This window comes from Bradyrhizobium sp. SMVTL-02, assembly GCF_051853005.1.
Lineage (GTDB): Bacteria > Pseudomonadota > Alphaproteobacteria > Rhizobiales > Xanthobacteraceae > Bradyrhizobium.
The window spans coordinates 4,123,543-4,147,018 of sequence record NZ_CP182469.1; the positions used below are offsets into that span (position 1 = coordinate 4,123,543).

Consider the following 23,476-nt stretch of genomic DNA (forward strand, 5'->3'; position numbering starts at 1 on the left):
ACAACAAGATTCCGCGTCCCATCGCGTTCTCCTCCAATCACATTGTCCTGGGGTGAACGCGAAGGGCGCGGGCTTGTTCCTGCCCTGTGGGCCTACCAATGGCCGGTATTCGGCATCGAAACCCACGGCTCCTGCGGCGGCTTCGGCTCGCCCTTCTGCAACAGCTCGATCGAGTGCAGGTCCGGCGAGCGGACGAAGGCCATGTTGCCGTCGCGCGGCGGACGGTTGATGGTGACGCCGGCCTTCTGCAGCTTCTCGCACGTGGCATAGATGTCGTCGACCTCATAGGCGAGATGGCCGAAGAAGCGGTCCTCGCCGTACTTCTCCTCGTCCCAATTGTAGGTGAGCTCGACCAGCGGCGCGCCGCGCGTCTGCGGCTGCTTCTTCAGCGCCTCGAGATCGTCCGCCGCGCACAGGAACACCAGCGTGAACCGCCCCTTGTCGTTCTCGATCCGCCGCACCTCCTTCAACCCCAGCGCATCCTGGTAAAACTTCAGCGCGACATCGAGATTGCGCACGCGCAGCATGGTGTGGAGATAACGCATTTTCTTGTCTCCTCGAGAACATTTCGGGATTTTGTAATCACCGGGGCGTTAGGAAGCGCAAAATAGCAGCAAATTGCAACATGGGGCAGGGTGTTGCGTGTCAATTGCGCGTCACTCGTTCGGGGCTTGTTCTGAAGGCTTTTTGGATGGCGCAGGCACCCGTCCAGAATTCGCTCTCTCAATCGCCCCGTGTCTTAAGTCCCACTCGACGATTAATGTCCCTTGAACGGACGGAAGAAGAAACAGGACTTATCCCGCTACTTCTCCTCCGCAGACGTCGCCGTCGCTGGGCCTTCGCCCATGATCAGCAGCACGGCGTCCTCGTCCTTGGCGCCGTCCCAGTGCACCTGCTTGCCCGTGTGGGTGACGAAGCTGCCTGCGGGCATCGGGACGGTGCCGTTGTCGGGATCGAATTTCGCACCCGAGCCGACCCACCAGGTGCCTTGCAGCACGACGATGTAGCGGTCGTTGGGGTGGAAGTGCGGGCGGCTGAAATGGTTGCCCTTGGTCCATTTGTTGTAGACCATGTAGAAGCCGGGCTTGGTGGGATCGCCGACCACCACCGCCGTCTGTGCGCCGCGCGCATCGACCGGGCCCCAGGGAATCTGGTCCGGCAGTTTGTAGGTGACGGCGGCGGGATTGAGCTCGGCTGCGGAGGCGATGCTGAGCGTTCCGGCGAAGGCGAGCGGCAGCGGCAGCGTGCGCCAGGCGCGGCTTGTCGTCATGATGACCTCCCTTGATCGGCGCCGGTTGAATCCGCGCCTGTGTTTGCTGGGGGATGCTAGCCCAGCTTGCGATGGCAATGCACGCGGCAAACTTCGCCTTTGGATGCCGTCCGGCCAAATTCCTGCTCTGCGGTACTCGAAGCTTTTCAGCCGCGTGGTCAAACCGCCGGCACTTGAACCCCGCCGGAGACGGGGGCGACTAACCGCCATGGCCGCATTCGTTGCAGAACTCCTGTTCGATCTCGTTCGAAGCCTCGTCGGCAGCTGGCTGAGACAGGCTGTTGCCGTTTGTGCGTGGTTGGACGCGAAGATTCACGGCCGCGCTGCACGCGTTGTCGTGGGCGGTCTGCTCGGGATCGCCGCCTATTTCCTGATTCCTGTTATCGCCGGGCTGCTGGGTCTCTGATGCCTACCGTGAAGACGAACCTGATCATCGCACTGGTCATCGGGGCGCTTGTCTCGGCGCTGCTCCTCGCCATCGAGCCGCTGACTGACTTCGCTTATCTTTCGCTGGAGTGGCCGGGCATCACCGTCGCGTATTTCTTCTGGGGCGCGGTCGGAGGACCGACCTTCGTCGGCATCGCCATCTCCTGGGTCGTGAATGCACTCATCTATGGTCTCGGTGCTTTCGTCGTTCTCAGCGTCCTGAAGGTGCTGAGGGAAGCATGAAGCGCTGGCTCGAACGGCTGGGAGCGATGGCGAGGGTTGCAGTGATTTGCGGCACGGTCGCGTGGCTCGTGCTCATGACGAGTTCTCCTCAGGCGCCTGATGCCGCCATGCCCAGCGATACGCGCACCGGCACGACGTCAGGTATGTGAGCGAGGGGACGGATTGGACTCTCCAATTCCTGCTCGGTGCGTCGTTCGCGCTGGGCCGGGTGGCGTTCGGGTGCCGCTTCGCGACCAGGGACATGCCGGAGTGAATGATCCCGCGCTTTAGCGCCTTGCTCCGTCCTTGCTGCGCCGGGCCTCCTCGGCCTCGTCCACGAGCGTCAAGGCGGCGCCGTCGTAGCTCAGCTTCAAGCCGCGGCCGACGATCCATATCCATCCCTCGCGGGCGTCCCTGGTCGGCTGGGCGTTGAACTGGTCGGAGATCGATTTGACGGCGGCCTCTTGCGGCCCCGGATTGCTCAGCGCCGCATGGACGCGCCAGATCGGATGCCGGGCGTCAACTGCGTCGCTGTCGATCGTGACCTTGGCGCCATCGACTGCGCATTCGAGGGTATAGGTGTCGCGAAGCTGGCGGCAGCGGTAGCGGCGCTGCGTGATGACCTTGCTGGTTTCCTCGATCGTCATCCCGGGCGAGAAGCCGAGGATGTCGGATTTTTTCAAATTGGCGAGGGAGGCGGGCTTCAGAAAGTCCGGCTGGATCGCGACGAGAGCGGCAATGGCAACAACGATCAAGCCGGCGACAACAATGGCAATCTTCATCAGCCCCTCGCGAGAAACGTCCGACCATACAACAGCCGGAGCCTCCTGCCAGTCGGGCCTGATCATGCTGCGGACGCGTGATGGATTGTTACGCCGCAGCGATCTTCAATTGACAATGGCCGCGCCGCCTTGTGGGGAGCGACGCGGCCGCAAAGCAAGCCGTACAGGAAACCGGCTTACCTCGTGTTGCTGCGTGTCTTGGTGCCGCCCTGGTCGCTGCCGGGGCCGGAGCCGCCCTGGCCGGACGCGTCGGGCCGCACCATTCCGGTGCCGCCCGTGCGCTCGCGGCTCATGCCTGTCGTGCCCGTGGTGGTCGAGCCCTTGTGCGTCTTGGTCATGCCGGGCCTCTGCATGTTGTCGGACTGCGGGGCGGGGCCGGTCTGGGTCTGGGCGAGGGCGGAGCCGCACATCAGGCCGACGGCCGCGGCGGCAATGAGGATCTTCTTCATCTCGAACTCCTGGTTGGTTGTGTTGGCCAACGGGAATACGGAGGCGGCGTTCCTAACGGGACCGTCAAGCGCAAGAGATTCTTCGGAGGTATGCGGGCCACCATTTTGGGTCAGTTCTCGAAACCGCCTTTGACGCGTCCCCTCGCTGATGTATGTTCCCCGAGAGCCGCCAACGAGGTGTGCCGAAACCTCGTCAGTACCTGGCGGCGTTTATGCCCACGGCGGGCAATGTACTCCATCCATTTCTGAGCCCAACGTCGCGACGATCATCACGTCACGATGCGTGTCTTCATTTCAGAACGGAGCAAGCACCATGCATTTCTGTCTCACAGGGCAATACACGCCGCGCGCTCTCAATGCCATTCTGGAAAATCCAACGACCAATCGCCAGGAAGCGGCGAGGAAGCTGATCGAGGCGGCCGGCGGAAAGCTGGTCTCGATGTACAGCGTCGCGACCGACGGCCCCGGCGTTCTCGTCATCTTCGACGTGCCTGATCCCAGCGCAGCGCCAGCCATCTCCGGCCTCACCGTCACGGCGGGCACCCTGCAGAACGTGAAGCTGACGCGCCTGTTCACGCAGGACGAGATCAAGCAGGTGAGGCAGAACGCAGCGAAGCTGCGCTCGTCCTATAGCCCTCCCGGCAGTTGATCTTACGAACCACTCCTGAAACATGCGAGGCCGCCGACCGTCGCTCGAGCGGCGGTCTCGCGAACTCATGTTCACGTCTGCTTCAAGGCGCTCGCTGCTCGGAAGGCAGCGGGGCCGCAGCTACGCGGCCATCCGCTGCGCGACGGGGCTCGTCAGGTATTTGAGCGCCTTCGCATGCTCGAGATCGGGAACCGCGATGGCCGTGTGGCTGTAGATCGCATGGGTCCGCGATGTCGCGATCTTGTCCAGGATCTCCTTGCCCTTGATGACGTGCAGGCCCATGCCTTCCGCGGACGGGAAGATCGCCAGCACCACGTCATACGCCGCGATCACGGCTCTCAGCGCCTCGGCCTTGTCCTCGGCGACATCGACAAAAACGCGAACATCGGCGGCGAGTTCACGCAGCTCATGAAAATCCAGCACTGTGGGGATACTCCAACGCAACGATACCTGATGGAAGCTTGGATGCGTTGGGTTACCGAAGTCTGAACAACGCGCATCTCACCACAAGTTTCACGGTGAGGTGACGCCCTGATTGAGCAGGGCTACCGCACGTAGAGACGGACGCATAGCTCGCCGCAGCCCATCCTTCGAGACGCCGCCGATGGCGGGCCCTCAGGATGAGGGCGGAGTGCGCGGCAGCAGTTTCAGCGGGGCGGATGCTGCTTAGCGTGAGGAGACCGCGGAAGCGGTCGTCTCGAAGGACGGGGCGCTTGCTCAGGCCGCCACCGGGAAGTCATTCGTGATGGCCACGATCACGGTCGGCCGATGCGCGGTCTAGGTCGCCGCGCGCCAGCGCATCGGCAGCACGCCGTTTTCTCTGAAGCTGCCGAGGACGGCGAAGCGATCGGCTTGCGGATTGGGCTGGACGCGCGAGCAAAAAGTGACGGGATTCACGTGAAACTGCGGCTTGCGTTTTCGGGCTCGATGGGTTCTAAGCCCGGTGACTTCCTGACCGCCGGCATGACCACGAAGCGCGCTGCGCGGTTTTGTCATGTGCCCGGCAGAGTGACCTCGACGCTCACGCGCACCCAATTCAGAAGGATCCCAGACATGGCGAAGATGACCAAGACTCAGTTGATCGATGCGATTGCCGAGGGCACGCAGCTCTCGAAGAACGAGTGAAGTCGGTCATCGAGTACATGGCGACGGTGGGCTACAAGGAGCTCAACGAGTCCGGCGAGTTCGTTATTCCCGGTTTCGTGAAGATGTCCGTCGTGAACAAGCCGGCGACCGAGGCGCGGATGGGCATCAATCCCTTCACCAAGGAGCCGATGCAGTTTGCCGCCAAGCCGGCGAGCAAGTCGGTCAAGGCCTCGCCGCTGAAGGTGGCCAAGGACGCCGTCTGATCCGGCGCTCGCGCACAGCGTTGCGTGCCCAGAGCCCCGTTCCGATGTACTCGAAACGGGGCTTTTGCTTCTTGATTTGAAGCGCCGGCCGGCCAAAACTTAGACCAAGAAAAACCCCGCGCGATGCGCGGGGTTTTCCAAACTGACGGCCCTGGGATTTCAGCGCCTGGCCGTCAGTCATGCCACGAACTTAAGGTTGAAATTCCAAAATACAACAGCGCCGCGGCGACGGAATATGCTCGTCACGCGGCGCTGCTATGTGACTGGGCGCTGAAATCCCCAGCCTTCATGAGTCTGCGCAGCGCGCGGAAGGTTCAAGAGGATTTGCGTGAAATCCTGCGGAGGGGCTGGACTTTTTGTTCTCATTTTGTTCTTATGAGTCGCCGTGGAGGTGACCCATGACCGTCGAAAAACAACGCGAAGGATCCGGCTGTGGAACGAGCTCCGGAAGGTAGAAGGCCCTGCCGCGGAAGAGCTCCGCATCCAGATCCTCGAATGCTTCTCCCAGAAGAGCAAAGCCAAGCGAGCGGCTTGACCCAGGTTCGGCCGACGTCGACGGCAACCGGTGCGGTCCCGCCCAGGGGGGGCACGCGCCTGATCTCATATCGCCGAGGAGCGGACGCGACTCGAGTTATTGATCGGGGCCGATCATGGGACGTGGCGCTGCGCGTCGGTCTGCTCGCCGCCGCTCGATGAGGAACCATCATTCTGCACAGCGTTCGCGCAACATGACATGCCCGCGATGCGCAAGGCCGATGACGGCGAGCTTGGCCAACAGCTTTCGATGCGACCCTGCCGCGAGATCGTCATCGTGTTCGCGGTCGTCCGGTCGTCTCGACATTCGTGCCGCCGAAATCATCTGGCGCCGATACAGCGGCGCCACGCGACTTCATCGATCGTTAGGAAACGCTGCGCGCTGATTTTCTCGCCTCCGATTCGTTCTTCCAGAACGAAATGGAGTCGGATGCAGAACAAGTCGCGGCTGCCGAATCCCGATGCGAAAGTCGAGGCCGCCCATCGGCGCTGCATGTGGCGCGGCGAACGCGGCTGGGTCGCCGCGATCGGACTTGGCGCGCGCGATCCACACCTCTCGTCAAGAGTTGCTTCGCGCCGATTTCTTCGATTCCGATTCGTTCTTCGAGAACGAAGTGGAGTCGAAGCCGGAACAAAGCCGGACGGTGCCCGCCGTCGATCTTCACCAAGGTTTGGATGGAGCTGTGCAGGGCGCGGCCGCTGCTTCCGTCGGTCGCCAACGAACCGGCAGCGCAAAGCGCCTGCGCGAATTCCTAACGAAAGCTTGCGCGCAAGCCGATGACCCTATTCGGTTAGGTTAAAAGTCCAATCGCGTTGCGATCGCCGCGCACTGGCGTAGGTAATCTCGGAAAGACAAGCAAGAAACGCTTCGGCAAGAAGCAACTTTTCAAGATCGACGTCATGACGCCTTTGTCAGAACCATCCTTTCATCAAGGCGACCGGCACACTTACCGACGGGTCGTCATCGTCGGCTCGCTGTTCTGCCTCGCTTTCGTGTTGACCAGCTTCTCGCTGCGGCCGCAAGCCGAGGACATCCGCCTCGCCGTCCAGGCCGACAGGCTGGTGCGCACGGCGGGCCGCCCATTAGCGCCCGGCCAACTAGCGCTTGTCGGTGTGGATCGGGTCCGCCGCAGACGCATCGCCGCACGAAGCGCCCCGGGTCGCAAGCGCCACGAAGCCGGCGAAGCCGGACAGGTTGAGCAGAATTTCGAGCCAGGCGGGCATGTCGGCCTCGCTTTCATGAAGACAACCTCAACGTGCGCAAAGAGCGCTTGTTCCGCGCGGGCGACGGAAATCCGGCTAGACTAGAGTCGCGAGGAGGGGTCGAGCCGCCGGCCGAGGGCCGCGACGGATTCGGATGAGGGCTGCTCCTTGAGGAACTCGGCGATGGCCTGCGCGAGCTCGCGGTCACTCATCGGCGTCGGCGGCGCACGCAGCGTGCCGACGCCGAAATTGCGCACGATCTCATCGTAGTGCTGATCATCCGATTTCGGAACGAGCCTGCGAATACGGGCCAGCAAAGCGGATATGGGCAATCCTTCCTCCTTGGTATCGCCCCGCTGGCAGTTGTTATGGTCGGCTGCCATTTGCTCCCGTGGAACTGAAAACCCCGCCAGCATCGCGGAGGATACTGACGGGGCTTCCGTGCTTTTGCCTCTACCGGATGGCGGAGGCTCTGCACTTGCAGACTCAATGCCGCCGATGCGACTTCGTTCCGCCTTCAGCGCCATTTTTTGAGAGCCCTGGGTTCCGCCCTGCCCGCAACCATCGCAAGCGGCCTGCGTTGTGTCGGTTGATGCGAAGGAGGAAAATCATGAAGAAGACACTGGCAGTTCTCGCCACCGTCGCAGCCGTCGGCGTGACCGCGGTCGCGGCGCCTGCACCGGCCGAGGCGCGTGGACGCGGCATCGGTCCGGGCGTCGCATTCGGCCTTGCCGCCGGCGCGATCACCGCGGGCGCGGTCGCCGCATCGCATCCGTACGGCTATTACGGCCCGGGCTACGGCTACTATGACGGGCCGGGCTACTATTATGGAGCGGGCCCGTACGCCTATTACGGCGGACCGTACTACCGGCACCACTACTATCGCCACTGGTAAAGGTTCAATAAGGCGAAAAGCCCGGAGCGATGCTCCGGGCTTTTTTCATGCGTATCGATCAGACGTGCCTTACGGCCAGAGCGAGGGCCGTTCCACCTTGCGGGCATTCTCGAGCGTCGACACGAAATACTCTTCGCGTTCGCGCTTGAACTTCTCCTGGGTTGCACGGAAGGCGGCGACACGGGCGGCGATCTCTTCGCGTTCGCGGATCTTGCGTTGTTCGTCTTCGGTCATGTCCATCCCCTCTGTTCGCACTTGGACCCTGTCCATCGGAGTGTGTCTACACGTGGACTCAAGCGCTGCCGCCGCATTGCGCGTTGAGTCGCAATCAACACATGCATTGGCGCTTCCGATTGGGGCGTCAATGGGGAGGAGGCATTGCAGGATTGTGATAAGCGAAGGCCAGGAAAAATTGGCGGCGCGTTTCTCGCCGCACGTCGCCCCGTGCGCTTGTTCGCTGCTGTCGAGAGCGTCAACACCCTTGTTGCTTGGAGCGCGCGCAGTTTGCGAACGGCAGAATTTGCAGCAGGCAGGGGCGCACCTGATCGGACGATGGCAACGTCCGGCGCGCGCCATGCTATAGAGCCGTGCACGAAAGTCAGAAGGGCTGGCCCATGATTGCATCAGATCTTCGCAGCGGCGTCGAACGGCTCGGCGACATGATCGCCGAGGCCAGGACCATCGTGCCGTTCACGGGCGCCGGCATCTCGACCGAGTGCGGTATCCCCGACTTCCGCTCTCCGGGCGGAATATGGACGCGCTACCGTCCGATCGAGTTCGGCGAGTTTGTCGCCAGCCAGTCAGCACGCGACGAATCCTGGCGCCGCCGCTTCGCGATGGAGCAGGTGTTTGCGGCGGCCAAGCCCGGTCGCGGCCATCGCGCGCTGGCATCGCTCTACCGCGCCGGCAAGGTTCCCGCGGTCATCACCCAGAACATCGACAATCTGCACCAGGCTTCGGGCTTCGCCAGCGAGCACGTGATTGAACTTCATGGAAATACCACTTATGCGCGCTGCATCGGATGTGGGCAGTCCTATCGGCTCGACTGGGTGAAGCGACGATTCGACGAGGAGGACGCCGCACCCAACTGTACCGTGTGTGACGAGCCGGTGAAGACGGCCACGATATCGTTCGGCCAGATGATGCCCGAGGATGAAATGCAGCGCGCAACCGAGCTGTCGCAGCATTGCGACCTCTTCATCGCGATCGGTTCCTCGCTCGTCGTCTGGCCGGCGGCCGGCTTTCCGATGATGGCGAAGAACTCCGGTGCACGTTTGGTGATCATCAATCGCGAACCGACCGAGCAGGACGACATCGCCGACCTCGTCATCCGCCACGACATCGGCGAAACCCTCGGGCCCTTTGTCGGTAATTGAGGCGTTAGTTTGATTCGCGGCTGTGCAAGCTGTTCATAGGTTCAGGCGAATCTCTTTTTTGTCTATGCGCCGCAACCCGGAGTGTTATCTTTTGAGTCGGAAGATTCGCGTCGCGTCGAAGTGAGAACATTCTCTTAAGACGCGTGATTCGGGCGCCGCCAATGTGGCGGGTTGCATGGCAGTGTGGGGTCCGGGGTTATGGGGTCGTCGGACGGATTTGAGTCCAAAAAGCTTGGAGTTCCAGGGCAGGGCAGTTCACCGGGGCGGTTGACGCCGGGCGAGCACGGCACCGCCGGCCGTGACGGCGCACTCAGTCCCTTCACCGGACTGGGCGAGGCCAGCGCCAACCTCGTCGAGGTGACGGGCGTCATCAAATGGTTCGACGCATCCAAGGGCTACGGCTTCATCGTTCCCGACAATGGCTGGCCCGACGTCCTCCTGCACGTTACCGTGCTTAGGCGCGACGGCTTCCAGACCGCCTATGAGGGCGCACGGATCGTCGTGGAGTGCGTCCAGCGCGCCAAGGGCTACCAGGCATTCCGGGTCGTCTCGATGGACGAGTCGACCGCGATCCATCCGGCGCAGATGCTGCCGCCGCGCACCCATGTCACGGTCACGCCGACCAGCGGGCTGGAGCGAGCCCAGGTCAAATGGTTCAACCGGCTGCGCGGCTTCGGCTTCCTGACCTGCGGCGAGGGCACGCCCGACATCTTCGTGCACATGGAGACACTGCGCCGCTTCGGCATGACCGAATTGCGCCCCGGCCAATATGTGCTGGTCCGCTTCGGGCCCGGCTCCAAGGGCATGATGGCGGCCGAGATCCACCCCGAGACCGGATCGCCGGGCTTGCAGTCGCATTGAAGCTACCAATTCCCGCAATCGTGAGCAGAGGCGCGCCGGCCGACCAGCGCGCCTCTGGCTTTTCCGGCGGTCGCCGCGTAGGAGTTGGTCCGTTCCCACGCCCAGAGTGCCACTCCCCATGCGTTCTGCCATGACTTTGAATCGACGGCCGTTCCAGTGCCTCGCCAGGAGCTGGCTTGCCGCCATCCTCCTCATCGCCGGCTTTGCCGTCGCGAGTGCGCCCACCGGCGCCGCGACCTTCCAGCCGCTCGAGATCGTCACCAAGAACGGCGTGCAGGTGTTCTCGGTGGAGATGGCGACGACCGAGGAGGAGAAGCAGACCGGGCTGATGTACCGCAAGGAGCTGGCCGACGGCAAAGGCATGCTGTTCGACTTCAATCCCGAGCAGGAAGTCTCGATGTGGATGAAGAACACCTATGTCTCGCTCGACATGATCTTCATCCGCGCCGACGGCCGTATCCTGCGGATTGCGGAAAATACCGAGCCGCTGTCGACCAAGATCATTTCCTCCAGGGGCCCCGCCCGGGCGGTCCTGGAGGTGGTGGCGGGGACGGCCCAGAAATACGGCATCCGCCCCGGCGACCGTGTCGGCCACCCGCTATTCGGCAGCAAATAGGGGCGCCCGGCGGGGGCGTGCCAGCCTCGCCGGGCGGCGGTTTGTAAGCTTGCTGGCGCCTTTGGAAGCGTGTATCGACAGGAATCGCCGGATATTCGGGGTATAGCGCAGCCTGGTAGCGCGGCAGTTTTGGGTACTGCAGGTCGTTGGTTCGAATCCAGCTGCCCCGACCAGCTTCCTTAAGCATTTACAGCAAAATTTGCGGGCTCGATCTTCCCAGAATTTTCGGTTGGGAATGCCATGGGAAGATCGGCTCCATAGCTGGGCTGCGCGTTCGGGGACAACGGTGCGATAGTTCTCTGCCATGTCGAGCAGTGCGCCGTGCTCCAGGGGCAGGGCGCTTCCTCGGGCAAGTCCCGGCAGATGCGCTCCATGCGCACGTAGTCGTCGATGTCATGCTGATGCTGCCCCATGCGGCGGATCAGACTCCCGCTATGGTTGAATTGCAAGGGGGACGTCACGTCTGGGTTCCAATGTCGGGAACTGGACCGACGGTTCGCGCAGCGGTTGATATTCTCGATGCGGGAAATTCGGCAATTGGATAGTTTGAAGAGACGTCGTTGCCGCGGGCTGAGGATCTGTCGTTGAACCGGGAATTAAGGGAATTCCGCAGGCTTGAACGTGTGTGCAGGGAGCACGCGGCCGTCGCCTCCCTCGATCTGGAGCGCGACGGTCTTCTCAAGGTGGCCGAATATTATCGGAACGCCATCGAAGCCCTGCAACGCCGGCAGGACTCCCGCCAGTAGATTTCCCAAGCGGGCCGGCCGGCGGACCGATGCCACTGTTCCACCCCAGTCGTCACCGTTAGTTCGGTAGCAAAATGATAGCAGCCGCACAGGCATCTTCGGTCGGCGCTGGCGGGTTTCTCAATGCCGCGAGACATCCGGCGTAGAGAACTCGCGGTTCAGGCTGCTCACATTCGATAACGATGACCAACCCCTGTGCTGTTGGTCACAGAACATCGGAAGCGCGAAGAATAGGTTTCTGCCAATCAAACCGGGATGGCAGTTGTCTCATCCCCATCAGGAGAAAACCGATGACCCGCACCAGCAACGACATCCGACATCTCAGCCTTGACGATCTGGACGTAGTGACCGGCGGCACCGACAAGTCGGCGAGCCTGCATTTCAGCTTCTTTGGGATGAAGATTGGGGTGACGTCGACGGAAACCCCGGACGGAACAGTTACCTGCACGACGATCAAGAGCGGCTCAGGCACCAGCCACAGCTGCACCATCAGCTGAGTGACCAGAAACCGCCCCAAGCGCGGGGGCTTGCTCCTAGCTGGCGGCTGCCCCGGTTGGGGCGGCCCGGAGAACTCGAACCCGCCCGCGCTCCCGGGACCGCAATCCCTCGCGGCTTGTGCCGGCGCTACACCGCGCTTCTACCGGACGATCCGATCAAGACGGCAGCCCGTTATACAACCCAATATCTGATCTTTCATTTGGGTGCCTACCCGGCAACCCCTGATGCAAGCGCGCACATCGTCGCCCCACACACGCCCCTTGGTTTGAGAACTCGAGATACATCGATTGCTGCATGCCTTGTCGTTATTGGGGCATTTGGACAAACACGCCGCAAGGCCAAGTCGCTCGCCTTCTGAAAATGTTGCTTCTTGGGCGGTTGCGAGCGTCGTCGTTGTCGCCGCAATATAAAGGGCTAGCGGGAACGCGCTCTTTAGGACTTCTGTCGCCGACATTATTTCCTGCCTCTGTTTGAGACCTCGGAAAGCAGCGTACGCCGGATACCCACCAAGGCGAAAGGCGGCCAGGAAATATCGCATCCGCCACCGTGAGCCGGCGGGCTCCTTGCGTACGATTGGTCTCGGAATGTAGCAGTTCGGTTACAGCATCTGCCGGCCGGCGTTGCTAAGCTAGTCGCGGTCAGCGGAGGCCCAGCATGACAACCGATCTCGCTCAGAGTCCCAATTGGGACGAAGACCGCACCAAGGTCGATCTGGATCATTCCCGTGAGGCTTATCCTCATCCGTCGGACTCGAACCCCTTGGAAGCGGCTAAGTCTGCGGATGCTCCTGTTGGTCGTTACTTGCCCGGTAAATGGAGCTGGGGGCCGGCGAGGCCTTCATTCGATTGGTAGAGCACCTGCGCAGCGCTCATGTTGTGCGCTCTCGTGCCCAGCACGGCGATGTAGTGCCATCTAGCGGCCGCTTACGCTCAGCCCGAGTATCGTAGTAGCTGATCACCGCGAAAGTGGCCCCCTGCAGCCAAGGCGCCGATGCAGCCCGCAATCAATGAACCCGCCATAGCTGGACCAGTATTTCTACAGCGCCAGGTGGGCAATTCACGAAGGATTAGCGGTTGGAATAAACCCTCGGTCGACCGGAAGTGCCCGAGCGTCGGATCGGTTGAGAACAACCTGCACTACCGTTAGCCCATGAAGCTTTCGTTGGAATGGCCCTATTGGCTGATGATCTCTGGCTCCTTTCTGGTAGTCATCGGCATTACTGGTGTGCTCGTCAGTCGAAAGAGAGCGGACGAGGCAGATACGGCACAGGACGAACCAATTCAAACGCCCAAAGCGCAAATGCCCGCACTGCCGAAACTCCTCGACTCTAGAGGAAAAACAGCGACTAAGTCGGAAGTGAAAGAGGACCCGCCAGCGTGAGCCGGCGGCACCGCGGACCCAATAGAGCGTCGTGCCCTGCTGGAGCGCCAGCCCGCCTCCATCAACTGGCTTTGGTTTCCCGGCTCAGCCACTCGTCCAGATCCTCGGGATCGATTCGCCAGGAGGGCGATACGCCATCCGCTGTTCGAGCCGCCAGCCGGTAACCTTTCCGGCGGAGCTTGGCCGCCAATTTCTTCGCGCCGGCCTCGTCGCTACACTCAACGGACATACCTCCGTACAGGACGACCCACTTGAAGGGCAGTAGCTTGGGCTTCTCGGGGTGTCGTCGCCTCGAAAAGTGGCGCATGACTATAAACCCCAAATGCTAAACCTTCAGAGTTCAACCATTATTAGATACCCTGTTCAGAGGTTTCGCAAAGAAAATCAACCTAAGTGCAGTTATGCCGCATGCGCGCGCGAGTTGTGACTGCCGGCGCGAATAGAACATTCGGTGCATTCATTTTTGATCCACCGGGTTACTAGGCCGCCAGCCTGAACTAGCGGGCCTATTTGTTACCGCCTCAGCCGGCGGGCATGTGATGCCAGCCGCTGGCGGTTGCGGGTCCTGTGCGATCGGCTCCGGCGCTTCATTGCTGCTGCCTTCCGCCCTGTTGCACGGCGGGCTCGAAGAGCTCCGCCAGGAGGCGAGCGGCCTCTACGCCTTTCCAGAGTATGGCGCCCTCATCGAGGGGTAGGATCGACCCGGAGCGCTTCGCCCCTCTGGAGTTTGCCCGCGACTGTCACGGCCATGGACACGTGGGTGCAGGGATGCTGAGTGGATTGCGGCTGCGCCCGGCGAGTTGGCGGCCTGTTACCCGGAATTCGACAGGCCTGACGTTCTCGGAAGGCAGCGCGCGCGCCGCGCGACGTGCAGACAGTTCGACGACATTGGTTATGCCCGCAACGGGCTTGCGAGACTCGCTGATGCGTTTTCCCGTTTCAGGCTGTCTCCGGTGGCGGTTTGGGCGGAAAACGAATCCACGGGCTCCGCTCGCGGCGGAAACATGGGTCGGTCGATGGTCATGGTGGTTGCTCTGGGTTTGGCCGATCAAAGCCATGCCCGGTTTGAGACCGGGCAGCCGGAGGCCGTTGGTTCGAATCCAGCTGCCCCGACCAGTCCCGGTTGTCGACAACGTTGAGGGCCTTATGGCCCGTCAAAGCGCGATGAGACCGGGATCAATCGTCATAGCGCTTTAGGTTTTTGTTTGCGCATGATCTTTTCGGAAAACCGCTTCGCACTTTTCCGGATCATGCTTTAGCGCGCCTTCAGAACAGCAGCCAATCGACAAGCCGCCAGGCGATCCACGCGAGGGCGCAGATCCAGCCCAGCATGACGATCCCGGCGATGCCGAGGCCACAGAGCGCGAACAATGAGCTTCCGCTCTTCGGTGGCTCGGAGAGTTTCTCGGTCGTATCGATCTGGCTCACTGCGCCCCCTTGCCTTGCGGCGTACTCTTCATTGGTCTCTGCTCGGTCAAAGAAATTCGCCGGCCGCGCTCCAGCTCACACGGACGTGAGGCGAGATGGCTGTCCATCCATGAGGGCACGCGCTGATCGCAGCGCGCGCAGATCCCCCGGACAGGTGGGAAGAAGCTGCAACGCACAGGGCGGCGTTTGGTTGCTGCGGTTGGGACAGGAAATTCGCTGCGCCAATTTTTCGCGCCTCTGGCGCCAGCGTCGTCCGCTGCGTCGAAGCAGACGGGCGGCTACGCAACCGGCGTTGCGCTCGAGGCTCTCTGGGACGAGGTTTCAATCTCGATCAGTGCGATTGCATCAGCCAGCGCGGCGGTGACGACGACTGCGTCGACCGCTATAGCGTCGTCCTCCGCGGTATCTTCGACATCGGCGACATCGTCATCGCAATCGGCGGGCGGAAGCTTGGGGTCGGGAGACAGTGGCGGCTCGGCCAAGACCATCGTCAGCGAGGTCTCGATCACCCTCGATGGCGTCACCACCATCACGATCACCTATTCCGACGGCGCGACGGAGGTGAGACATCCGCGAGCGAGGGCCACGGCGCAGAATTACCGAGGATTCATCGAACCCTTGGCTCGTCACCCAGACATATCGGTGTTGGGGATTTCAGCGCCCAATGCCTAAACGGACGCCGCGAAGCGATGATATTCCGCTTGCGCGGCGTTGCGCTTTTGAACGCAATCAGCTCGAGGCGTGCCAGCCGGGCGGAAACGGCACGAACGGCCAGACGATCTGATTGTCGTTGGCGGGCTTGGGCGGCTCCTGAACCGACGTCCGGAGCAGTGGGGCAGGCGGCATCGATGACACCGCCAGGCGCAGACATACACACTGCAAGTTCATTGCGACCGCCCCAGCCAGTAAGTCATTTTTCAAAATGCAATGGGTTCAAAACCGCCACGCGTCCAAAACGACGCGCTCATCTCAAATCGTCCATGCATTCTAGAAAAACCGGCGCCGGCTTTCAACCGGTCCGGCCAACCCCTCCGCTGCAGGTAAGGTTGATCGGTTAGGTTAAGGGCGAGCGGTTGTTGCGGCCGCCTCAAGTGGCGTTATCAGATCGGTCCCGGCTCGCGATGGGCTGTCTGAAACCCGTGCTCACACAAGATCACTGTTCGTCGCGCGCGCGTATCCTTTGAGTTCTGGGTCATGTCTTTCAATCGCAACGTCAAAACCGTCAACACGCAGTCGAGCTGGACCGAAATCTGGCACCTCTGGACCGTGATCGTGCCGCGCCGCTCGATCAACGGGCAGCTCGTCTACGGCAAGGTCTGGCGCCGGCACGACGGCCGCAACTGGATCTACAAGAAGTTCACCGAATTCGACGCCGAAGAGGCGGCGTAGCTACCGCCTCTCTCAGGCGACCTTCGCCTCCGCTGCCGGCTTGGCCGGCGGCGGCTTCAGCGGCTTGTCCTGCTTCTTCGACCACGAGATGTAATAGGCCACGGTCGTCATGATCGCGATGCCGGCGATGCTGACGAACAGCTGCGCGAACAGCGAGCCGGAGCTCATCGACAGCTCGAAATGACCGACGAAGGACAGGAACACGCCGACGCAGAACACCGCGAGCGACTGCTGCCCGCACACGATCAGCGGGTCAAACACCTTCCATTCCAGCCCCGGCCAGTCTTTAGGCACGAAGCGGATCACCAGGATCACGATCACGACGAAATGCAGGAAGCGGTAGGGCGCGAGGTTGGTCTTGTCGTTGGGGTTGAAGGCCGAGAATAGCCATTCCGGGAACATGCCGCCGAAGCTGGGGAAGCGGCCGGCCATGGTCATCACCAGCGCGAACAGGAGATAGCCGAGGCAGAGCCACAGCGTAACAGGCGAATTGACCAGCGTCATCGAGCGCCGCGCGCCACCCATCGAGCACCAGGCGCCGAACACGAACAGCACCTGCCAGCAATACGGGTTGAAGTACCACTGGCCGGCCGGATAGGCCGTCAGATTCCAGCCGAAATGGCGCGCGGCGAGCCACAGCACGATCGACAAGGCCATCGTCAGATCGGGTTTGCGCAGCATGAACCACAGCACCGGCGGAAACAGGCCCATCAGCACGATGTAGAGCGGCAGCACGTCGAGATTGAGCGGCTTGAAGCGGAGGAACAGGCCCTGGCGCAAGGTCTCGGTGGCGTTGTCCACGAGGCCGGCGACGTTGAACTCGTTGATCATCTCGGAATCGCCGAAGCGCAACGCGAGATAGCTGATCGAGGCGATGTAGATCACGAACAGGATGATGTGGGCGACGTAGAGCTGCCAGACCCGCTTGGTGAGCCGGGTGGCGCCGACGATGAAGCCGCGGTCCAGCATCATCCGCGCATAGACGAAGGAGGCGGTGTACCCGGAGATGAAGACGAACAAGTCGGCGGCGTCGGAAAAGCCGTAATTGCGCGTGGTGATCCAGTTCACCACGTTGTCGGGGATATGATCGAGGAAGATCGCCCAGTTGGCGACACCGCGAAACAGGTCGAGCCTGAGGTCGCGGCCCTTTTCGGGCAGCGTAGCGTTGATGTTCAGGAAGGCCATGCGACGGGAGCTCTCGAAGGGGGCAGACAGGCTGAGGTCGGCGAGGCAGTGCCGCCGGGCGGGATCCCGGCGCGGAAGGCGGGTACGCAATTGTCACGGTGCAGCATAATGACTATACCGTCGCAGAGGTTACCGGGGCCGGAATCACCGATCAGTTCCCAGTCGGTGTCTCTATACTATCCCCGGGGTTTCCACCAACTGCCACCCTGACGCATCGAAATCGAACGAAAAGACGAAAAACGAGGCCCGGACCACCCATGACCGCACGCATTTTCAAGCCCGCCAAGAACGCGATGCAATCCGGCCGGTCCAAGACGAAGGAATGGCAGCTCGACTACGAGCCAGAGCAGCCGCGCGCGGTCGAGCCGCTGATGGGCTGGACCTCGTCGGGCGACATGAAGCAGCAGATCACCCTGCGCTTCCACAGCAAGGAAGAGGCGATCGCCTATTGCGAGCGCAAGGGTATCGCCTACCAGGTCATCGAGCCCCAGGAATCGATCCGCCGGCCGGTCGCCTATGCCGACAATTTCTCGTTCCGGCGCGGTGAGCCCTGGACACATTGAGGCTCGGCACACTCTATCGGCACTTCATGCCCGGGCCTGTCCCGGGCATTTGCGTTTTGGCGGCAGGGTTAAGGTCATGAGGACGGGGGCGGGCCGTCCTCCAGCCCCTTGGCACCAATCCCGCCCCATGCTTCGCTGCCGCGCATGACACGACCATGGCGAGGTGGGGGATGGCGGGGCGTGACCAGCTCGACGGCATCGATCTGAAGATACTTGCCGAGCTGCAGCAGGACGGGCGGGTTCGCAACAACGAGCTGGCGCTGCGCGTCGGCGTCTCCGCGCCCAACTGCCTGCGCCGGCTGAAATCGCTGTTCAGCCGCGGGGTGATCCGGGCGGTGCGCGCCGTGATCGACGAGCGGCTGCTCGGCTATGAGGTGGTGTCGTTCGTCTCGATCCAGCTCGGCAGCCAGGCTCAGCCGGTGCTGGAGGCCTTCGAGAGCTCGATCGCCGTGATCCCGCGCATCCAGCAGTGCTGGCGGATCTCGGGCGACACCGACTATCTGCTGAAATGCGTCGCGCCGAGCGTCGAGAGCATGCGCCAGCAGCTGCTGCATTTCGCTGCGATGCCCGACGTCAAGAACGTCCGCAGCTTTCCGGTGCTGGGCGTCGCAAAGGACGTGCCGCTGCCGCTGCAGGAGGTTGCGGCGGCGCCGGCAGGATAGGGGCAGGATAGGCGATTGTGTCCCCGCCGTGAGGCTCACGGGGATTGCGAAGGAGCTGAATCATGTACGTCGCGGGCTTCGTCATTCCGGTGCGGGAGGACAAGATGGAGGCCTATCGCCGATGGGCCGAGAATGGCTCGGCCCTGTTCAGGGAATACGGCTGTCTGGAGATCGTCGAGTCCTGGGAGGACAACGTCCCCAGCGGCACGCAAACCGACTTTCGCCGCGCCGTGCATGCGAAGCAGGGCGAGAAGATCGTCTTCACCTGGCAGGTCTGGCCCGACAAGGCGACGCTCGAGGCCGCCGAAGCCAGGATGGCCGGCGACAAGCGCTTCGAGGCTGCGGGCGAAATCCCGTTCGACCCGAAACGGTTGATCCTGGGCTGCTTCAAGCCGCTGCACGTCATGGGGCGCTGAGGGGGCAGAGGTGAGGTCGTAGTGGAAATATATAGCTGACTAACTCACCTAACTGTGACATGTGATTTGCGAAGTCCTGCAATGCGCTGAGACGTGATTGTCGGTTCTCGTGCGCCGCCTAGATGCAAGGTGTGACCCTCAGCCTGCCTCGCATGCCGAGGATTCTTTTGTGGGACCCTGAAGCAGGAAAAGACAATATGACATCGATCTCGAAGACGTTCGCGGCTTCCGCTGCGACGCTGTTTGCGTCTGCGTTTCTGGTTCTGACCGCGCCGGCTGCGCAGGCAGAGGACTACTGCATCACCAACGGCGCCCAGGCCGCTCATGGCTGCGGTTTCCCGACCATGGAAGCGTGCCGGCAGGCGGCAGGTGGTATCGGCGGCACGTGCTCGCAGAGCGGCGGCGCCAAGACCGCCAACGACGCGCTCGCTTTCCAGCCGAAACAGGCCAAGCAGCCCAAGCTTCGTTCGGGTGCGCAGACCAACTCGAACTGACGCATCGGACCAGTTTCGAAACGTTGCGGCCTCCGGGATTCATCCTGGGGGCCGTAAGTTTATGACGGGGCGCGCGACGTCGCTCGCGGGCGCGTTACCGGTACCGCCCGCGAAACTCACGTGGGGACGTACCGGTCCAGGTCCGAAAGGCCCGCGAAAAACTCTTCTCGTTGCCGAAGCCGGCGATCTCCGCGATCCGCTTGATCGGCACCCGGCCGCGCATCAGCTCCTGTTTTGCCAGTTCGAACTTTGCTTCTTCCTTGAGATCGCGCAGCGAGGTGGACTCCTCGCGCAGGCGCCGATGCATGGTTCGGGTGGAGAGCGCGAGCTCGCTCGCGACGTCCTCGGCGCCGAGGACCCGTCCGCGCGCATTGCGCAGCACGCGGCGGACGCGCTCGACCAGCAGCCGGTCGCGCCGGTAGGGCAGCACGGTGAGCCGCAGCGCGCCCTTGAGCATGTTGTCGAGATCGGCGGCGCTGCGGGTCAGCGGCAGCGAAAGATAATGCTTGTCGAAGACGATGCGGGCACTTGCCGCGTCGAAGCGGAGGTTTCTGCAAAAGATGGTCGGATAGACCGAGACGTGGGCCGGCTCGGGGTGGGGGAATTCGGCGGCGCGGAGCGCGATCCTGGAATCCACCGCCCAGCAGGAGAAGCCGAGCACGTAGCGGAACAAGGTGACCAGGCAGAATTCGCGCAAAGCCCCGAGGTCGCGCTGCTCCTGGATCGATACGCTTGCAGTCTCCTCGCCGATTTCGAGATCGAGCAGCACGTCCTCGGTGAGCAGGCGGTGATGCCGGCACCAGCGCTTCAGCGCGACCTCCAGCGTCGGCGCAGTGATCGAGGCGCGGCACAGCATGCCGTAGGAGCCCCACGGCAGCCGGCGCGAGAACCAGCCGAGCGCCTCGTCATCGAGCTCGCGCATGGCGTGGCCGGCCAGGGCCTCGAACTGGGCGGCAGTGACCCGCCCATCCGGAGAATTGACCAGGTCCGGCGCAACCTGACCCCGGCTCAACGCCTCCGCGGGATCGCGGCCGTAGCGCTCGTAGGCTGCGACCACGCCGCGGACGAAGGCGGCAGGGGTGACGGCGCGGCGCGAGTTCGCGGTTGCGGCTTGAAAAGTCATGGAAAATCCTCGCCAAGTTTGGCGGAAAATGCAACCTTTTCGACCGGAGAAGGACCCGGACCTCGCTAGGTTTGGAACCAAATCACGGAGGAATCGCCTTGAACATCCCGAGCATCGATTTCGATCTGGGCGAAGACATCGGCATGCTGCGCGACACTCTCCGCGCCTTCGTGGAGGCGGAGATCACCCCGCGCGCCGCCGAGATCGAAAAGGCCAATCTGTTCCCGGCAGACCTGTGGAAACGCCTCGGCGACCTCGGCCTGCTCGGCATGACCGCGCCGGAGCAATATGGCGGCTCCAACATGGGCTATCTCGCCCATATCGTCGCCATGGAGGAGATTTCGCGCGGGTCCGCCGCCGTGGGACTGTCCTACGGCGCGCATTCCAATCTCTGCGTTAACCAGATCCGCCGCAACGGCAACGACGCCCAGCGCCAGCGCTACCTGCCCAAGCTGATCTCCGGCGAGCACGTCGGCGCGCTCGCGATGTCCGAGCCCGGCGCCGGCTCCGACGTGGTCTCGATGAAGCTGCGCGCCGACAAGCGGGGCGACCGCTACGTGCTCAACGGCTCCAAGATGTGGATCACCAATGGCGGCGATGCCGACGTGCTGGTGGTCTACGCCAAGACCGATCCGGAGGCCGGCCCGCGCGGCATGACCGCCTTCCTGATCGAGAAAGGCTTCAAGGGCTTCACCCACGGCCAGCATCTCGACAAGCTCGGCATGCGCGGCTCCAACACCTATCCCTTGTTCTTCGACGAGTGCGAGGTGCCCGAGGAGAACGTGATGGGCAAGGTGGGCGAGGGCGTGAAGGTGTTGATGTCCGGCCTCGACTATGAGCGCGCGGTGCTGTCGGGCGGCCCACTCGGGATCATGGCGGCCTGCATGGACGCTGTGGTGCCCTACATGCACGAGCGCAAGCAGTTCGGCCAGCCGATCGGCGATTTCCAGCTGATGCAGGGCAAGCTCGCCGACATGTACGCGACCTGGCAGGCGACGCGCGCCTATGTCTACGCGGTCGGCCGCGCCTGCGACCGCGCCGATCATGCGCGCAGCTTGCGCAAGGACGCGGCCGCCGCGATCCTCTATTCCGCGGAAAAGGCGACCTGGATGGCGGGCGAGGCAATCCAGGCGCTGGGCGGCGTCGGCTACACCAGCGAATTCCCCGTGGGGCGTCTCTGGCGCGACGCAAAGCTCTACGAGATCGGCGCCGGCACATCCGAGGTGCGCCGCATGCTGATCGGCCGCGAGCTGATGGCGGAGACCGCGTAAGCTCCTTCCAATTGGAATTGCCGCGGAACTGGTCCAACCTGTCCGCGGCCTCTTCAGACATCACCAGCCACGCGGGACCTGCATGCCGCTCCATTCCAGCATCGATCCTTCTTCGTCGGACTTTGCGCGAAACGCCGAGGCGATGCGCGGCCTCGTCGCGGATTTGCGCGAAAAGCTCAGCCAGGTTGCCGGCGGCGGCGGCGAGGCCTCGCGCACCCGCCACACCGCGCGCGGCAAGATGCTGGCGCGCGAGCGCGTCGACCTCCTGGTCGATCCCGGCACCGCGTTCCTGGAGCTGTCGCCGCTTGCGGCCTATGGCCTCTATGGCGGCGACGTGCATTCGGCGAGCGTCGTCACCGGGGTCGGACGCATCTCGGGCCGGGAATGCGTGATCGTCGCCAATGATGCCACCATCAAGGGCGGCACTTATTACCCGATGACCGTGAAGAAGCACCTGCGCGCGCAGGACATCGCGCGGCAGAACAATCTGCCCTGCGTCTACATGGTCGATTCCGGCGGCGCCTTCCTGCCGCTGCAGGACGAGATCTTTCCGGACGAGCGGCATTTCGGCCGGATCTTCTACAATCAGGCGCAGATGTCCTCACAAGGCATTCCGCAGATCGCCATCGTGATGGGCTCCTGCACCGCCGGTGGCGCCTATGTGCCGGCAATGTCGGACGAGAGCATCATCGTGCGCAACCAGGGCACCATCTTCCTCGGCGGCCCGCCGCTGGTGAAGGCCGCGACCGGCGAGGTCGTGACCGCCGAAGAGCTCGGCGGCGCCGACGTGCATTCGCGGCAGTCAGGCGTCACCGATCACTACGCCCAGAACGATGCCCATGCGATCGGGATCGCCCGCCGCATCGTCGGTACGCTGAAACCGTCGGTGCGGCCGAACCTCAACATGCAGAAGCCGCGCGATCCGCTGTTCGCGGCAGAGGAGATCTATGGCGTGGTGCCGGTCGACGGCCGCAAGCCGTTCGATGTCCGCGACATCATCGCCCGCGTCGTGGACGGCTCCGAATTCGACGAGTTCAAGAAGCTTTACGGCACGACGCTGGTGTGCGGGTTCGCCCATATCTGGGGCTATCCGGTCGGCATCATCGCCAACAACGGCATCCTGTTCAGCGAGAGCTCGCTGAAGGGCGCGCATTTCATCGAGCTGTGCTGCCAGCGCGGCATTCCGCTGGTATTTTTGCAGAACATTACCGGCTTCATGGTCGGCAAGAAGTACGAGGCCGGCGGCATCGCGCGCGACGGTGCCAAGCTGGTGACGGCGGTTGCAACGGCCTCGGTGCCGAAATTCACCGTCGTGATCGGCGGCTCCTACGGTGCCGGCAATTACGGCATGTGCGGGCGCGCCTATTCGCCGCGCTTCCTCTGGATGTGGCCGAATGCGCGCATCTCGGTGATGGGCGGCGAGCAGGCCTCGATGGTGCTGAGCCAGGTCCGCCGCGACAACATCGAGGCCAAGGGCGACAGCTGGTCGAAAGAAAAGGAAGATGAATTCCGCGAACCCATCCGCGCGCAATATGAGAGCCAGGGGCACCCGTACTACGCCACCGCACGCCTTTGGGACGACGGCGTGATCGACCCCGCCGACACGCGCCTCGTGCTCGGCCTTGGCCTTTCGGCGGCGTCGAATGCGCCGATCGAGCCGACGAAATTCGGCCTGTTCAGGATGTGATG

General features: G+C 62.8%; 32 protein-coding genes, 1 tRNA gene and 2 pseudogenes. 22 read left to right on the forward strand and 13 right to left on the reverse strand.

The genetic code is table 11. The features are described 5' to 3' along the window. Positions 1-92: 92 nt before the first annotated feature. A complete protein-coding gene (locus ACNJYB_RS19390) occupies positions 93-545 on the reverse strand; it encodes a VOC family protein (RefSeq protein WP_439375388.1) in 453 nt (150 codons plus the stop codon). Between the two features lie 257 nt (positions 546-802). Further along, complete coding sequence (locus tag ACNJYB_RS19395; RefSeq protein WP_439375389.1) at positions 803-1,270, reverse strand: cupin domain-containing protein; 468 nt, start codon at positions 1,268-1,270, stop codon at positions 803-805. A gap of 208 nt (positions 1,271-1,478) precedes the next feature. Between ACNJYB_RS19395 and ACNJYB_RS19400 the strand changes: the two genes are divergently transcribed. From ACNJYB_RS19400 to ACNJYB_RS19410, 3 genes are read left to right on the forward strand one after another with little or no spacing between them, the layout of a single operon-like run. Then, positions 1,479-1,676, forward strand: coding sequence for a hypothetical protein (locus ACNJYB_RS19400; protein ID WP_439375390.1), 198 nt, complete (start codon positions 1,479-1,481; stop codon positions 1,674-1,676). Further along, positions 1,676-1,939, forward strand: a complete 264-nt coding sequence (locus tag ACNJYB_RS19405) for a hypothetical protein (RefSeq protein ID WP_439375391.1) — start codon at positions 1,676-1,678, stop codon at positions 1,937-1,939. Before ACNJYB_RS19400 ends, ACNJYB_RS19405 begins: the two co-directional genes overlap by 1 nt. Beyond that, complete coding sequence (locus ACNJYB_RS19410) at positions 1,936-2,088, forward strand: hypothetical protein (RefSeq protein WP_439375392.1); 153 nt, start codon at positions 1,936-1,938, stop codon at positions 2,086-2,088. Before ACNJYB_RS19405 ends, ACNJYB_RS19410 begins: the two co-directional genes overlap by 4 nt. Positions 2,089-2,205: 117 nt before the next feature. Here the strand turns inward: ACNJYB_RS19410 and ACNJYB_RS19415 are convergent, their stop codons facing one another. Together ACNJYB_RS19415 and ACNJYB_RS19420 are read right to left on the reverse strand one after the other, a co-directional pair. Then, a complete protein-coding gene (locus ACNJYB_RS19415) occupies positions 2,206-2,700 on the reverse strand; it encodes a hypothetical protein (RefSeq protein WP_439375393.1) in 495 nt (164 codons plus the stop codon). 176 nt (positions 2,701-2,876) lie between these two features. Further along, a complete protein-coding gene (locus ACNJYB_RS19420; RefSeq protein ID WP_439375394.1) occupies positions 2,877-3,149 on the reverse strand; it encodes a hypothetical protein in 273 nt (90 codons plus the stop codon). Positions 3,150-3,462: 313 nt separating this feature from the next. Here ACNJYB_RS19420 and ACNJYB_RS19425 point away from each other — a divergent pair, with 313 nt between their 5' ends. Next, entirely contained in the window at positions 3,463-3,798 is a 336-nt protein-coding gene (locus ACNJYB_RS19425; protein WP_439375395.1) for a GYD domain-containing protein, read from the forward strand. 120 nt (positions 3,799-3,918) lie between these two features. On the opposite strand, the gene ACNJYB_RS19430 is transcribed toward ACNJYB_RS19425, so the two are convergent. Both ACNJYB_RS19430 and ACNJYB_RS19435 read right to left on the reverse strand, forming a co-directional pair. Next, entirely contained in the window at positions 3,919-4,221 is a 303-nt protein-coding gene (locus tag ACNJYB_RS19430) for a hypothetical protein (RefSeq protein WP_439375396.1), read from the reverse strand. A 354-nt stretch (positions 4,222-4,575) separates the two neighbouring features. Then, positions 4,576-4,833 carry a hypothetical protein gene (locus tag ACNJYB_RS19435; RefSeq protein WP_439375397.1) on the reverse strand — a complete coding sequence of 86 codons (258 nt, stop codon included), beginning with the start codon at positions 4,831-4,833 and terminating at the stop codon, positions 4,576-4,578. An 18-nt stretch (positions 4,834-4,851) separates the two neighbouring features. Here ACNJYB_RS19435 and ACNJYB_RS19440 point away from each other — a divergent pair. Then, a pseudogene (locus ACNJYB_RS19440) lies at positions 4,852-5,147 on the forward strand (HU family DNA-binding protein). Between the two features lie 703 nt (positions 5,148-5,850). Here the strand turns inward: ACNJYB_RS19440 and ACNJYB_RS19445 are convergent. After that, positions 5,851-6,030: a hypothetical protein gene (locus ACNJYB_RS19445; RefSeq protein WP_439375398.1), complete on the reverse strand. Its 180-nt coding sequence runs from the start codon at positions 6,028-6,030 to the stop codon at positions 5,851-5,853. Between the two features lie 184 nt (positions 6,031-6,214). Between ACNJYB_RS19445 and ACNJYB_RS19450 the strand changes: the two genes are divergently transcribed. Both ACNJYB_RS19450 and ACNJYB_RS19455 read left to right on the forward strand, forming a co-directional pair. Further along, positions 6,215-6,481, forward strand: a complete 267-nt coding sequence (locus ACNJYB_RS19450; protein WP_439375399.1) for a hypothetical protein — start codon at positions 6,215-6,217, stop codon at positions 6,479-6,481. Between the two features lie 100 nt (positions 6,482-6,581). Beyond that, positions 6,582-6,761, forward strand: a pseudogene (locus ACNJYB_RS19455) (hypothetical protein); the annotation flags it as partial. A 224-nt stretch (positions 6,762-6,985) separates the two neighbouring features. Here the strand turns inward: ACNJYB_RS19455 and ACNJYB_RS19460 are convergent. Then, the gene (locus ACNJYB_RS19460; protein ID WP_439375400.1) at positions 6,986-7,267 is read right to left on the reverse strand and encodes a hypothetical protein; all 282 of its coding nucleotides are present in this window, start codon (positions 7,265-7,267) and stop codon (positions 6,986-6,988) included. Positions 7,268-7,494: 227 nt separating this feature from the next. On the opposite strand from ACNJYB_RS19460, the gene ACNJYB_RS19465 reads away from it, so the two are divergent. Beyond that, entirely contained in the window at positions 7,495-7,779 is a 285-nt protein-coding gene (locus ACNJYB_RS19465) for a hypothetical protein (RefSeq protein ID WP_439375401.1), read from the forward strand. A gap of 69 nt (positions 7,780-7,848) precedes the next feature. Here the strand turns inward: ACNJYB_RS19465 and ACNJYB_RS19470 are convergent, their stop codons facing one another. Further along, on the reverse strand, positions 7,849-8,013 hold the full coding sequence (locus ACNJYB_RS19470; RefSeq protein ID WP_164933808.1) for a hypothetical protein: 165 nt from the start codon (positions 8,011-8,013) through the stop codon (positions 7,849-7,851). Between the two features lie 380 nt (positions 8,014-8,393). On the opposite strand from ACNJYB_RS19470, the gene ACNJYB_RS19475 reads away from it, so the two are divergent. The 7 genes from ACNJYB_RS19475 to ACNJYB_RS19505 all read left to right on the forward strand — a co-directional run bounded on the left by ACNJYB_RS19475 (position 8,394) and on the right by ACNJYB_RS19505 (position 13,256). After that, a complete protein-coding gene (locus tag ACNJYB_RS19475; protein WP_439375402.1) occupies positions 8,394-9,155 on the forward strand; it encodes an SIR2 family NAD-dependent protein deacylase in 762 nt (253 codons plus the stop codon). A gap of 198 nt (positions 9,156-9,353) precedes the next feature. After that, a complete protein-coding gene (locus ACNJYB_RS19480) occupies positions 9,354-10,016 on the forward strand; it encodes a cold-shock protein (protein WP_439375403.1) in 663 nt (220 codons plus the stop codon). 130 nt (positions 10,017-10,146) lie between these two features. Beyond that, positions 10,147-10,632 carry a DUF192 domain-containing protein gene (locus ACNJYB_RS19485; RefSeq protein WP_439375404.1) on the forward strand — a complete coding sequence of 162 codons (486 nt, stop codon included), beginning with the start codon at positions 10,147-10,149 and terminating at the stop codon, positions 10,630-10,632. 96 nt (positions 10,633-10,728) lie between these two features. Further along, positions 10,729-10,805: transfer RNA gene (locus ACNJYB_RS19490), tRNA-Pro, on the forward strand. 387 nt (positions 10,806-11,192) lie between these two features. Continuing rightward, positions 11,193-11,378: a hypothetical protein gene (locus ACNJYB_RS19495; RefSeq protein ID WP_439375405.1), complete on the forward strand. Its 186-nt coding sequence runs from the start codon at positions 11,193-11,195 to the stop codon at positions 11,376-11,378. A 290-nt stretch (positions 11,379-11,668) separates the two neighbouring features. Continuing rightward, the gene (locus tag ACNJYB_RS19500) at positions 11,669-11,875 is read left to right on the forward strand and encodes a hypothetical protein (protein ID WP_439375406.1); all 207 of its coding nucleotides are present in this window, start codon (positions 11,669-11,671) and stop codon (positions 11,873-11,875) included. Positions 11,876-13,025: 1,150 nt separating this feature from the next. Beyond that, complete coding sequence (locus ACNJYB_RS19505; protein WP_439375407.1) at positions 13,026-13,256, forward strand: hypothetical protein; 231 nt, start codon at positions 13,026-13,028, stop codon at positions 13,254-13,256. Positions 13,257-14,522: 1,266 nt separating this feature from the next. On the opposite strand, the gene ACNJYB_RS19510 is transcribed toward ACNJYB_RS19505, so the two are convergent. Both ACNJYB_RS19510 and ACNJYB_RS19515 read right to left on the reverse strand, forming a co-directional pair. Continuing rightward, entirely contained in the window at positions 14,523-14,684 is a 162-nt protein-coding gene (locus ACNJYB_RS19510) for an RNA-binding protein (protein WP_439375408.1), read from the reverse strand. 278 nt (positions 14,685-14,962) lie between these two features. Beyond that, complete coding sequence (locus ACNJYB_RS19515) at positions 14,963-15,214, reverse strand: hypothetical protein (RefSeq protein WP_439375596.1); 252 nt, start codon at positions 15,212-15,214, stop codon at positions 14,963-14,965. Between the two features lie 664 nt (positions 15,215-15,878). Between ACNJYB_RS19515 and ACNJYB_RS19520 the strand changes: the two genes are divergently transcribed. After that, positions 15,879-16,073: a hypothetical protein gene (locus ACNJYB_RS19520; protein WP_439375409.1), complete on the forward strand. Its 195-nt coding sequence runs from the start codon at positions 15,879-15,881 to the stop codon at positions 16,071-16,073. Between the two features lie 12 nt (positions 16,074-16,085). On the opposite strand, the gene ACNJYB_RS19525 is transcribed toward ACNJYB_RS19520, so the two are convergent. Next, positions 16,086-17,258 (reverse strand): OpgC domain-containing protein, encoded by a 1,173-nt coding sequence (locus tag ACNJYB_RS19525; RefSeq protein ID WP_439375410.1) that lies wholly within the window; start codon positions 17,256-17,258, stop codon positions 16,086-16,088. A 257-nt stretch (positions 17,259-17,515) separates the two neighbouring features. On the opposite strand from ACNJYB_RS19525, the gene ACNJYB_RS19530 reads away from it, so the two are divergent. From ACNJYB_RS19530 to ACNJYB_RS19545, 4 genes are all read left to right on the forward strand, one after another. Further along, positions 17,516-17,821 carry an ETC complex I subunit gene (locus tag ACNJYB_RS19530; protein ID WP_439375411.1) on the forward strand — a complete coding sequence of 102 codons (306 nt, stop codon included), beginning with the start codon at positions 17,516-17,518 and terminating at the stop codon, positions 17,819-17,821. Positions 17,822-17,991: 170 nt separating this feature from the next. After that, on the forward strand, positions 17,992-18,483 hold the full coding sequence (locus ACNJYB_RS19535) for an Lrp/AsnC family transcriptional regulator (protein WP_439375412.1): 492 nt from the start codon (positions 17,992-17,994) through the stop codon (positions 18,481-18,483). A 62-nt stretch (positions 18,484-18,545) separates the two neighbouring features. Further along, positions 18,546-18,899, forward strand: a complete 354-nt coding sequence (locus ACNJYB_RS19540; protein WP_439375413.1) for a DUF1428 domain-containing protein — start codon at positions 18,546-18,548, stop codon at positions 18,897-18,899. A gap of 197 nt (positions 18,900-19,096) precedes the next feature. Next, positions 19,097-19,393, forward strand: coding sequence for a DUF3551 domain-containing protein (locus ACNJYB_RS19545; RefSeq protein ID WP_439375414.1), 297 nt, complete (start codon positions 19,097-19,099; stop codon positions 19,391-19,393). Between the two features lie 94 nt (positions 19,394-19,487). Here ACNJYB_RS19545 and ACNJYB_RS19550 read toward each other — a convergent pair whose 3' ends face one another. Next, on the reverse strand, positions 19,488-20,516 hold the full coding sequence (locus ACNJYB_RS19550; RefSeq protein ID WP_439375415.1) for an AraC family transcriptional regulator: 1,029 nt from the start codon (positions 20,514-20,516) through the stop codon (positions 19,488-19,490). A 98-nt stretch (positions 20,517-20,614) separates the two neighbouring features. Between ACNJYB_RS19550 and ACNJYB_RS19555 the strand changes: the two genes are divergently transcribed. After that, complete coding sequence (locus tag ACNJYB_RS19555; RefSeq protein ID WP_439375416.1) at positions 20,615-21,787, forward strand: isovaleryl-CoA dehydrogenase; 1,173 nt, start codon at positions 20,615-20,617, stop codon at positions 21,785-21,787. An 82-nt stretch (positions 21,788-21,869) separates the two neighbouring features. Further along, positions 21,870-23,474 carry a carboxyl transferase domain-containing protein gene (locus ACNJYB_RS19560; RefSeq protein WP_439375417.1) on the forward strand — a complete coding sequence of 535 codons (1,605 nt, stop codon included), beginning with the start codon at positions 21,870-21,872 and terminating at the stop codon, positions 23,472-23,474. Positions 23,475-23,476 lie beyond the last annotated feature (2 nt).

Bases quoted from the DNA above. Each gene is read 5' to 3' on its own strand.
- ACNJYB_RS19530 (WP_439375411.1), top strand. From the start codon at position 17,516: ATGACCGCACGCATTTTCAAGCCCGCCAAGAACGCGATGCAATCCGGC.
- ACNJYB_RS19500 (WP_439375406.1), top strand. From the start codon at position 11,669: ATGACCCGCACCAGCAACGACATCCGACATCTCAGCCTTGACGATCTG.
- ACNJYB_RS19505 (WP_439375407.1), top strand. From the start codon at position 13,026: ATGAAGCTTTCGTTGGAATGGCCCTATTGGCTGATGATCTCTGGCTCC.
- ACNJYB_RS19475 (WP_439375402.1), top strand. From the start codon at position 8,394: ATGATTGCATCAGATCTTCGCAGCGGCGTCGAACGGCTCGGCGACATG.
- ACNJYB_RS19560 (WP_439375417.1), top strand. From the start codon at position 21,870: ATGCCGCTCCATTCCAGCATCGATCCTTCTTCGTCGGACTTTGCGCGA.
- ACNJYB_RS19550 (WP_439375415.1), bottom strand. From the start codon at position 20,516: ATGACTTTTCAAGCCGCAACCGCGAACTCGCGCCGCGCCGTCACCCCT.
- ACNJYB_RS19470 (WP_164933808.1), bottom strand. From the start codon at position 8,013: ATGACCGAAGACGAACAACGCAAGATCCGCGAACGCGAAGAGATCGCC.
- ACNJYB_RS19520 (WP_439375409.1), top strand. From the start codon at position 15,879: ATGTCTTTCAATCGCAACGTCAAAACCGTCAACACGCAGTCGAGCTGG.
- ACNJYB_RS19540 (WP_439375413.1), top strand. From the start codon at position 18,546: ATGTACGTCGCGGGCTTCGTCATTCCGGTGCGGGAGGACAAGATGGAG.
- ACNJYB_RS19405 (WP_439375391.1), top strand. From the start codon at position 1,676: ATGCCTACCGTGAAGACGAACCTGATCATCGCACTGGTCATCGGGGCG.
- ACNJYB_RS19465 (WP_439375401.1), top strand. From the start codon at position 7,495: ATGAAGAAGACACTGGCAGTTCTCGCCACCGTCGCAGCCGTCGGCGTG.
- ACNJYB_RS19485 (WP_439375404.1), top strand. From the start codon at position 10,147: ATGACTTTGAATCGACGGCCGTTCCAGTGCCTCGCCAGGAGCTGGCTT.
- ACNJYB_RS19420 (WP_439375394.1), bottom strand. From the start codon at position 3,149: ATGAAGAAGATCCTCATTGCCGCCGCGGCCGTCGGCCTGATGTGCGGC.
- ACNJYB_RS19545 (WP_439375414.1), top strand. From the start codon at position 19,097: ATGACATCGATCTCGAAGACGTTCGCGGCTTCCGCTGCGACGCTGTTT.
- ACNJYB_RS19425 (WP_439375395.1), top strand. From the start codon at position 3,463: ATGCATTTCTGTCTCACAGGGCAATACACGCCGCGCGCTCTCAATGCC.
- ACNJYB_RS19415 (WP_439375393.1), bottom strand. From the start codon at position 2,700: ATGAAGATTGCCATTGTTGTCGCCGGCTTGATCGTTGTTGCCATTGCC.
- ACNJYB_RS19535 (WP_439375412.1), top strand. From the start codon at position 17,992: ATGGCGGGGCGTGACCAGCTCGACGGCATCGATCTGAAGATACTTGCC.
- ACNJYB_RS19410 (WP_439375392.1), top strand. From the start codon at position 1,936: ATGAAGCGCTGGCTCGAACGGCTGGGAGCGATGGCGAGGGTTGCAGTG.
- ACNJYB_RS19400 (WP_439375390.1), top strand. From the start codon at position 1,479: ATGGCCGCATTCGTTGCAGAACTCCTGTTCGATCTCGTTCGAAGCCTC.
- ACNJYB_RS19395 (WP_439375389.1), bottom strand. From the start codon at position 1,270: ATGACGACAAGCCGCGCCTGGCGCACGCTGCCGCTGCCGCTCGCCTTC.
- ACNJYB_RS19480 (WP_439375403.1), top strand. From the start codon at position 9,354: ATGGGGTCGTCGGACGGATTTGAGTCCAAAAAGCTTGGAGTTCCAGGG.
- ACNJYB_RS19515 (WP_439375596.1), bottom strand. From the start codon at position 15,214: ATGGTGGTGACGCCATCGAGGGTGATCGAGACCTCGCTGACGATGGTC.
- ACNJYB_RS19525 (WP_439375410.1), bottom strand. From the start codon at position 17,258: ATGGCCTTCCTGAACATCAACGCTACGCTGCCCGAAAAGGGCCGCGAC.
- ACNJYB_RS19390 (WP_439375388.1), bottom strand. From the start codon at position 545: ATGCGTTATCTCCACACCATGCTGCGCGTGCGCAATCTCGATGTCGCG.
- ACNJYB_RS19460 (WP_439375400.1), bottom strand. From the start codon at position 7,267: ATGGCAGCCGACCATAACAACTGCCAGCGGGGCGATACCAAGGAGGAA.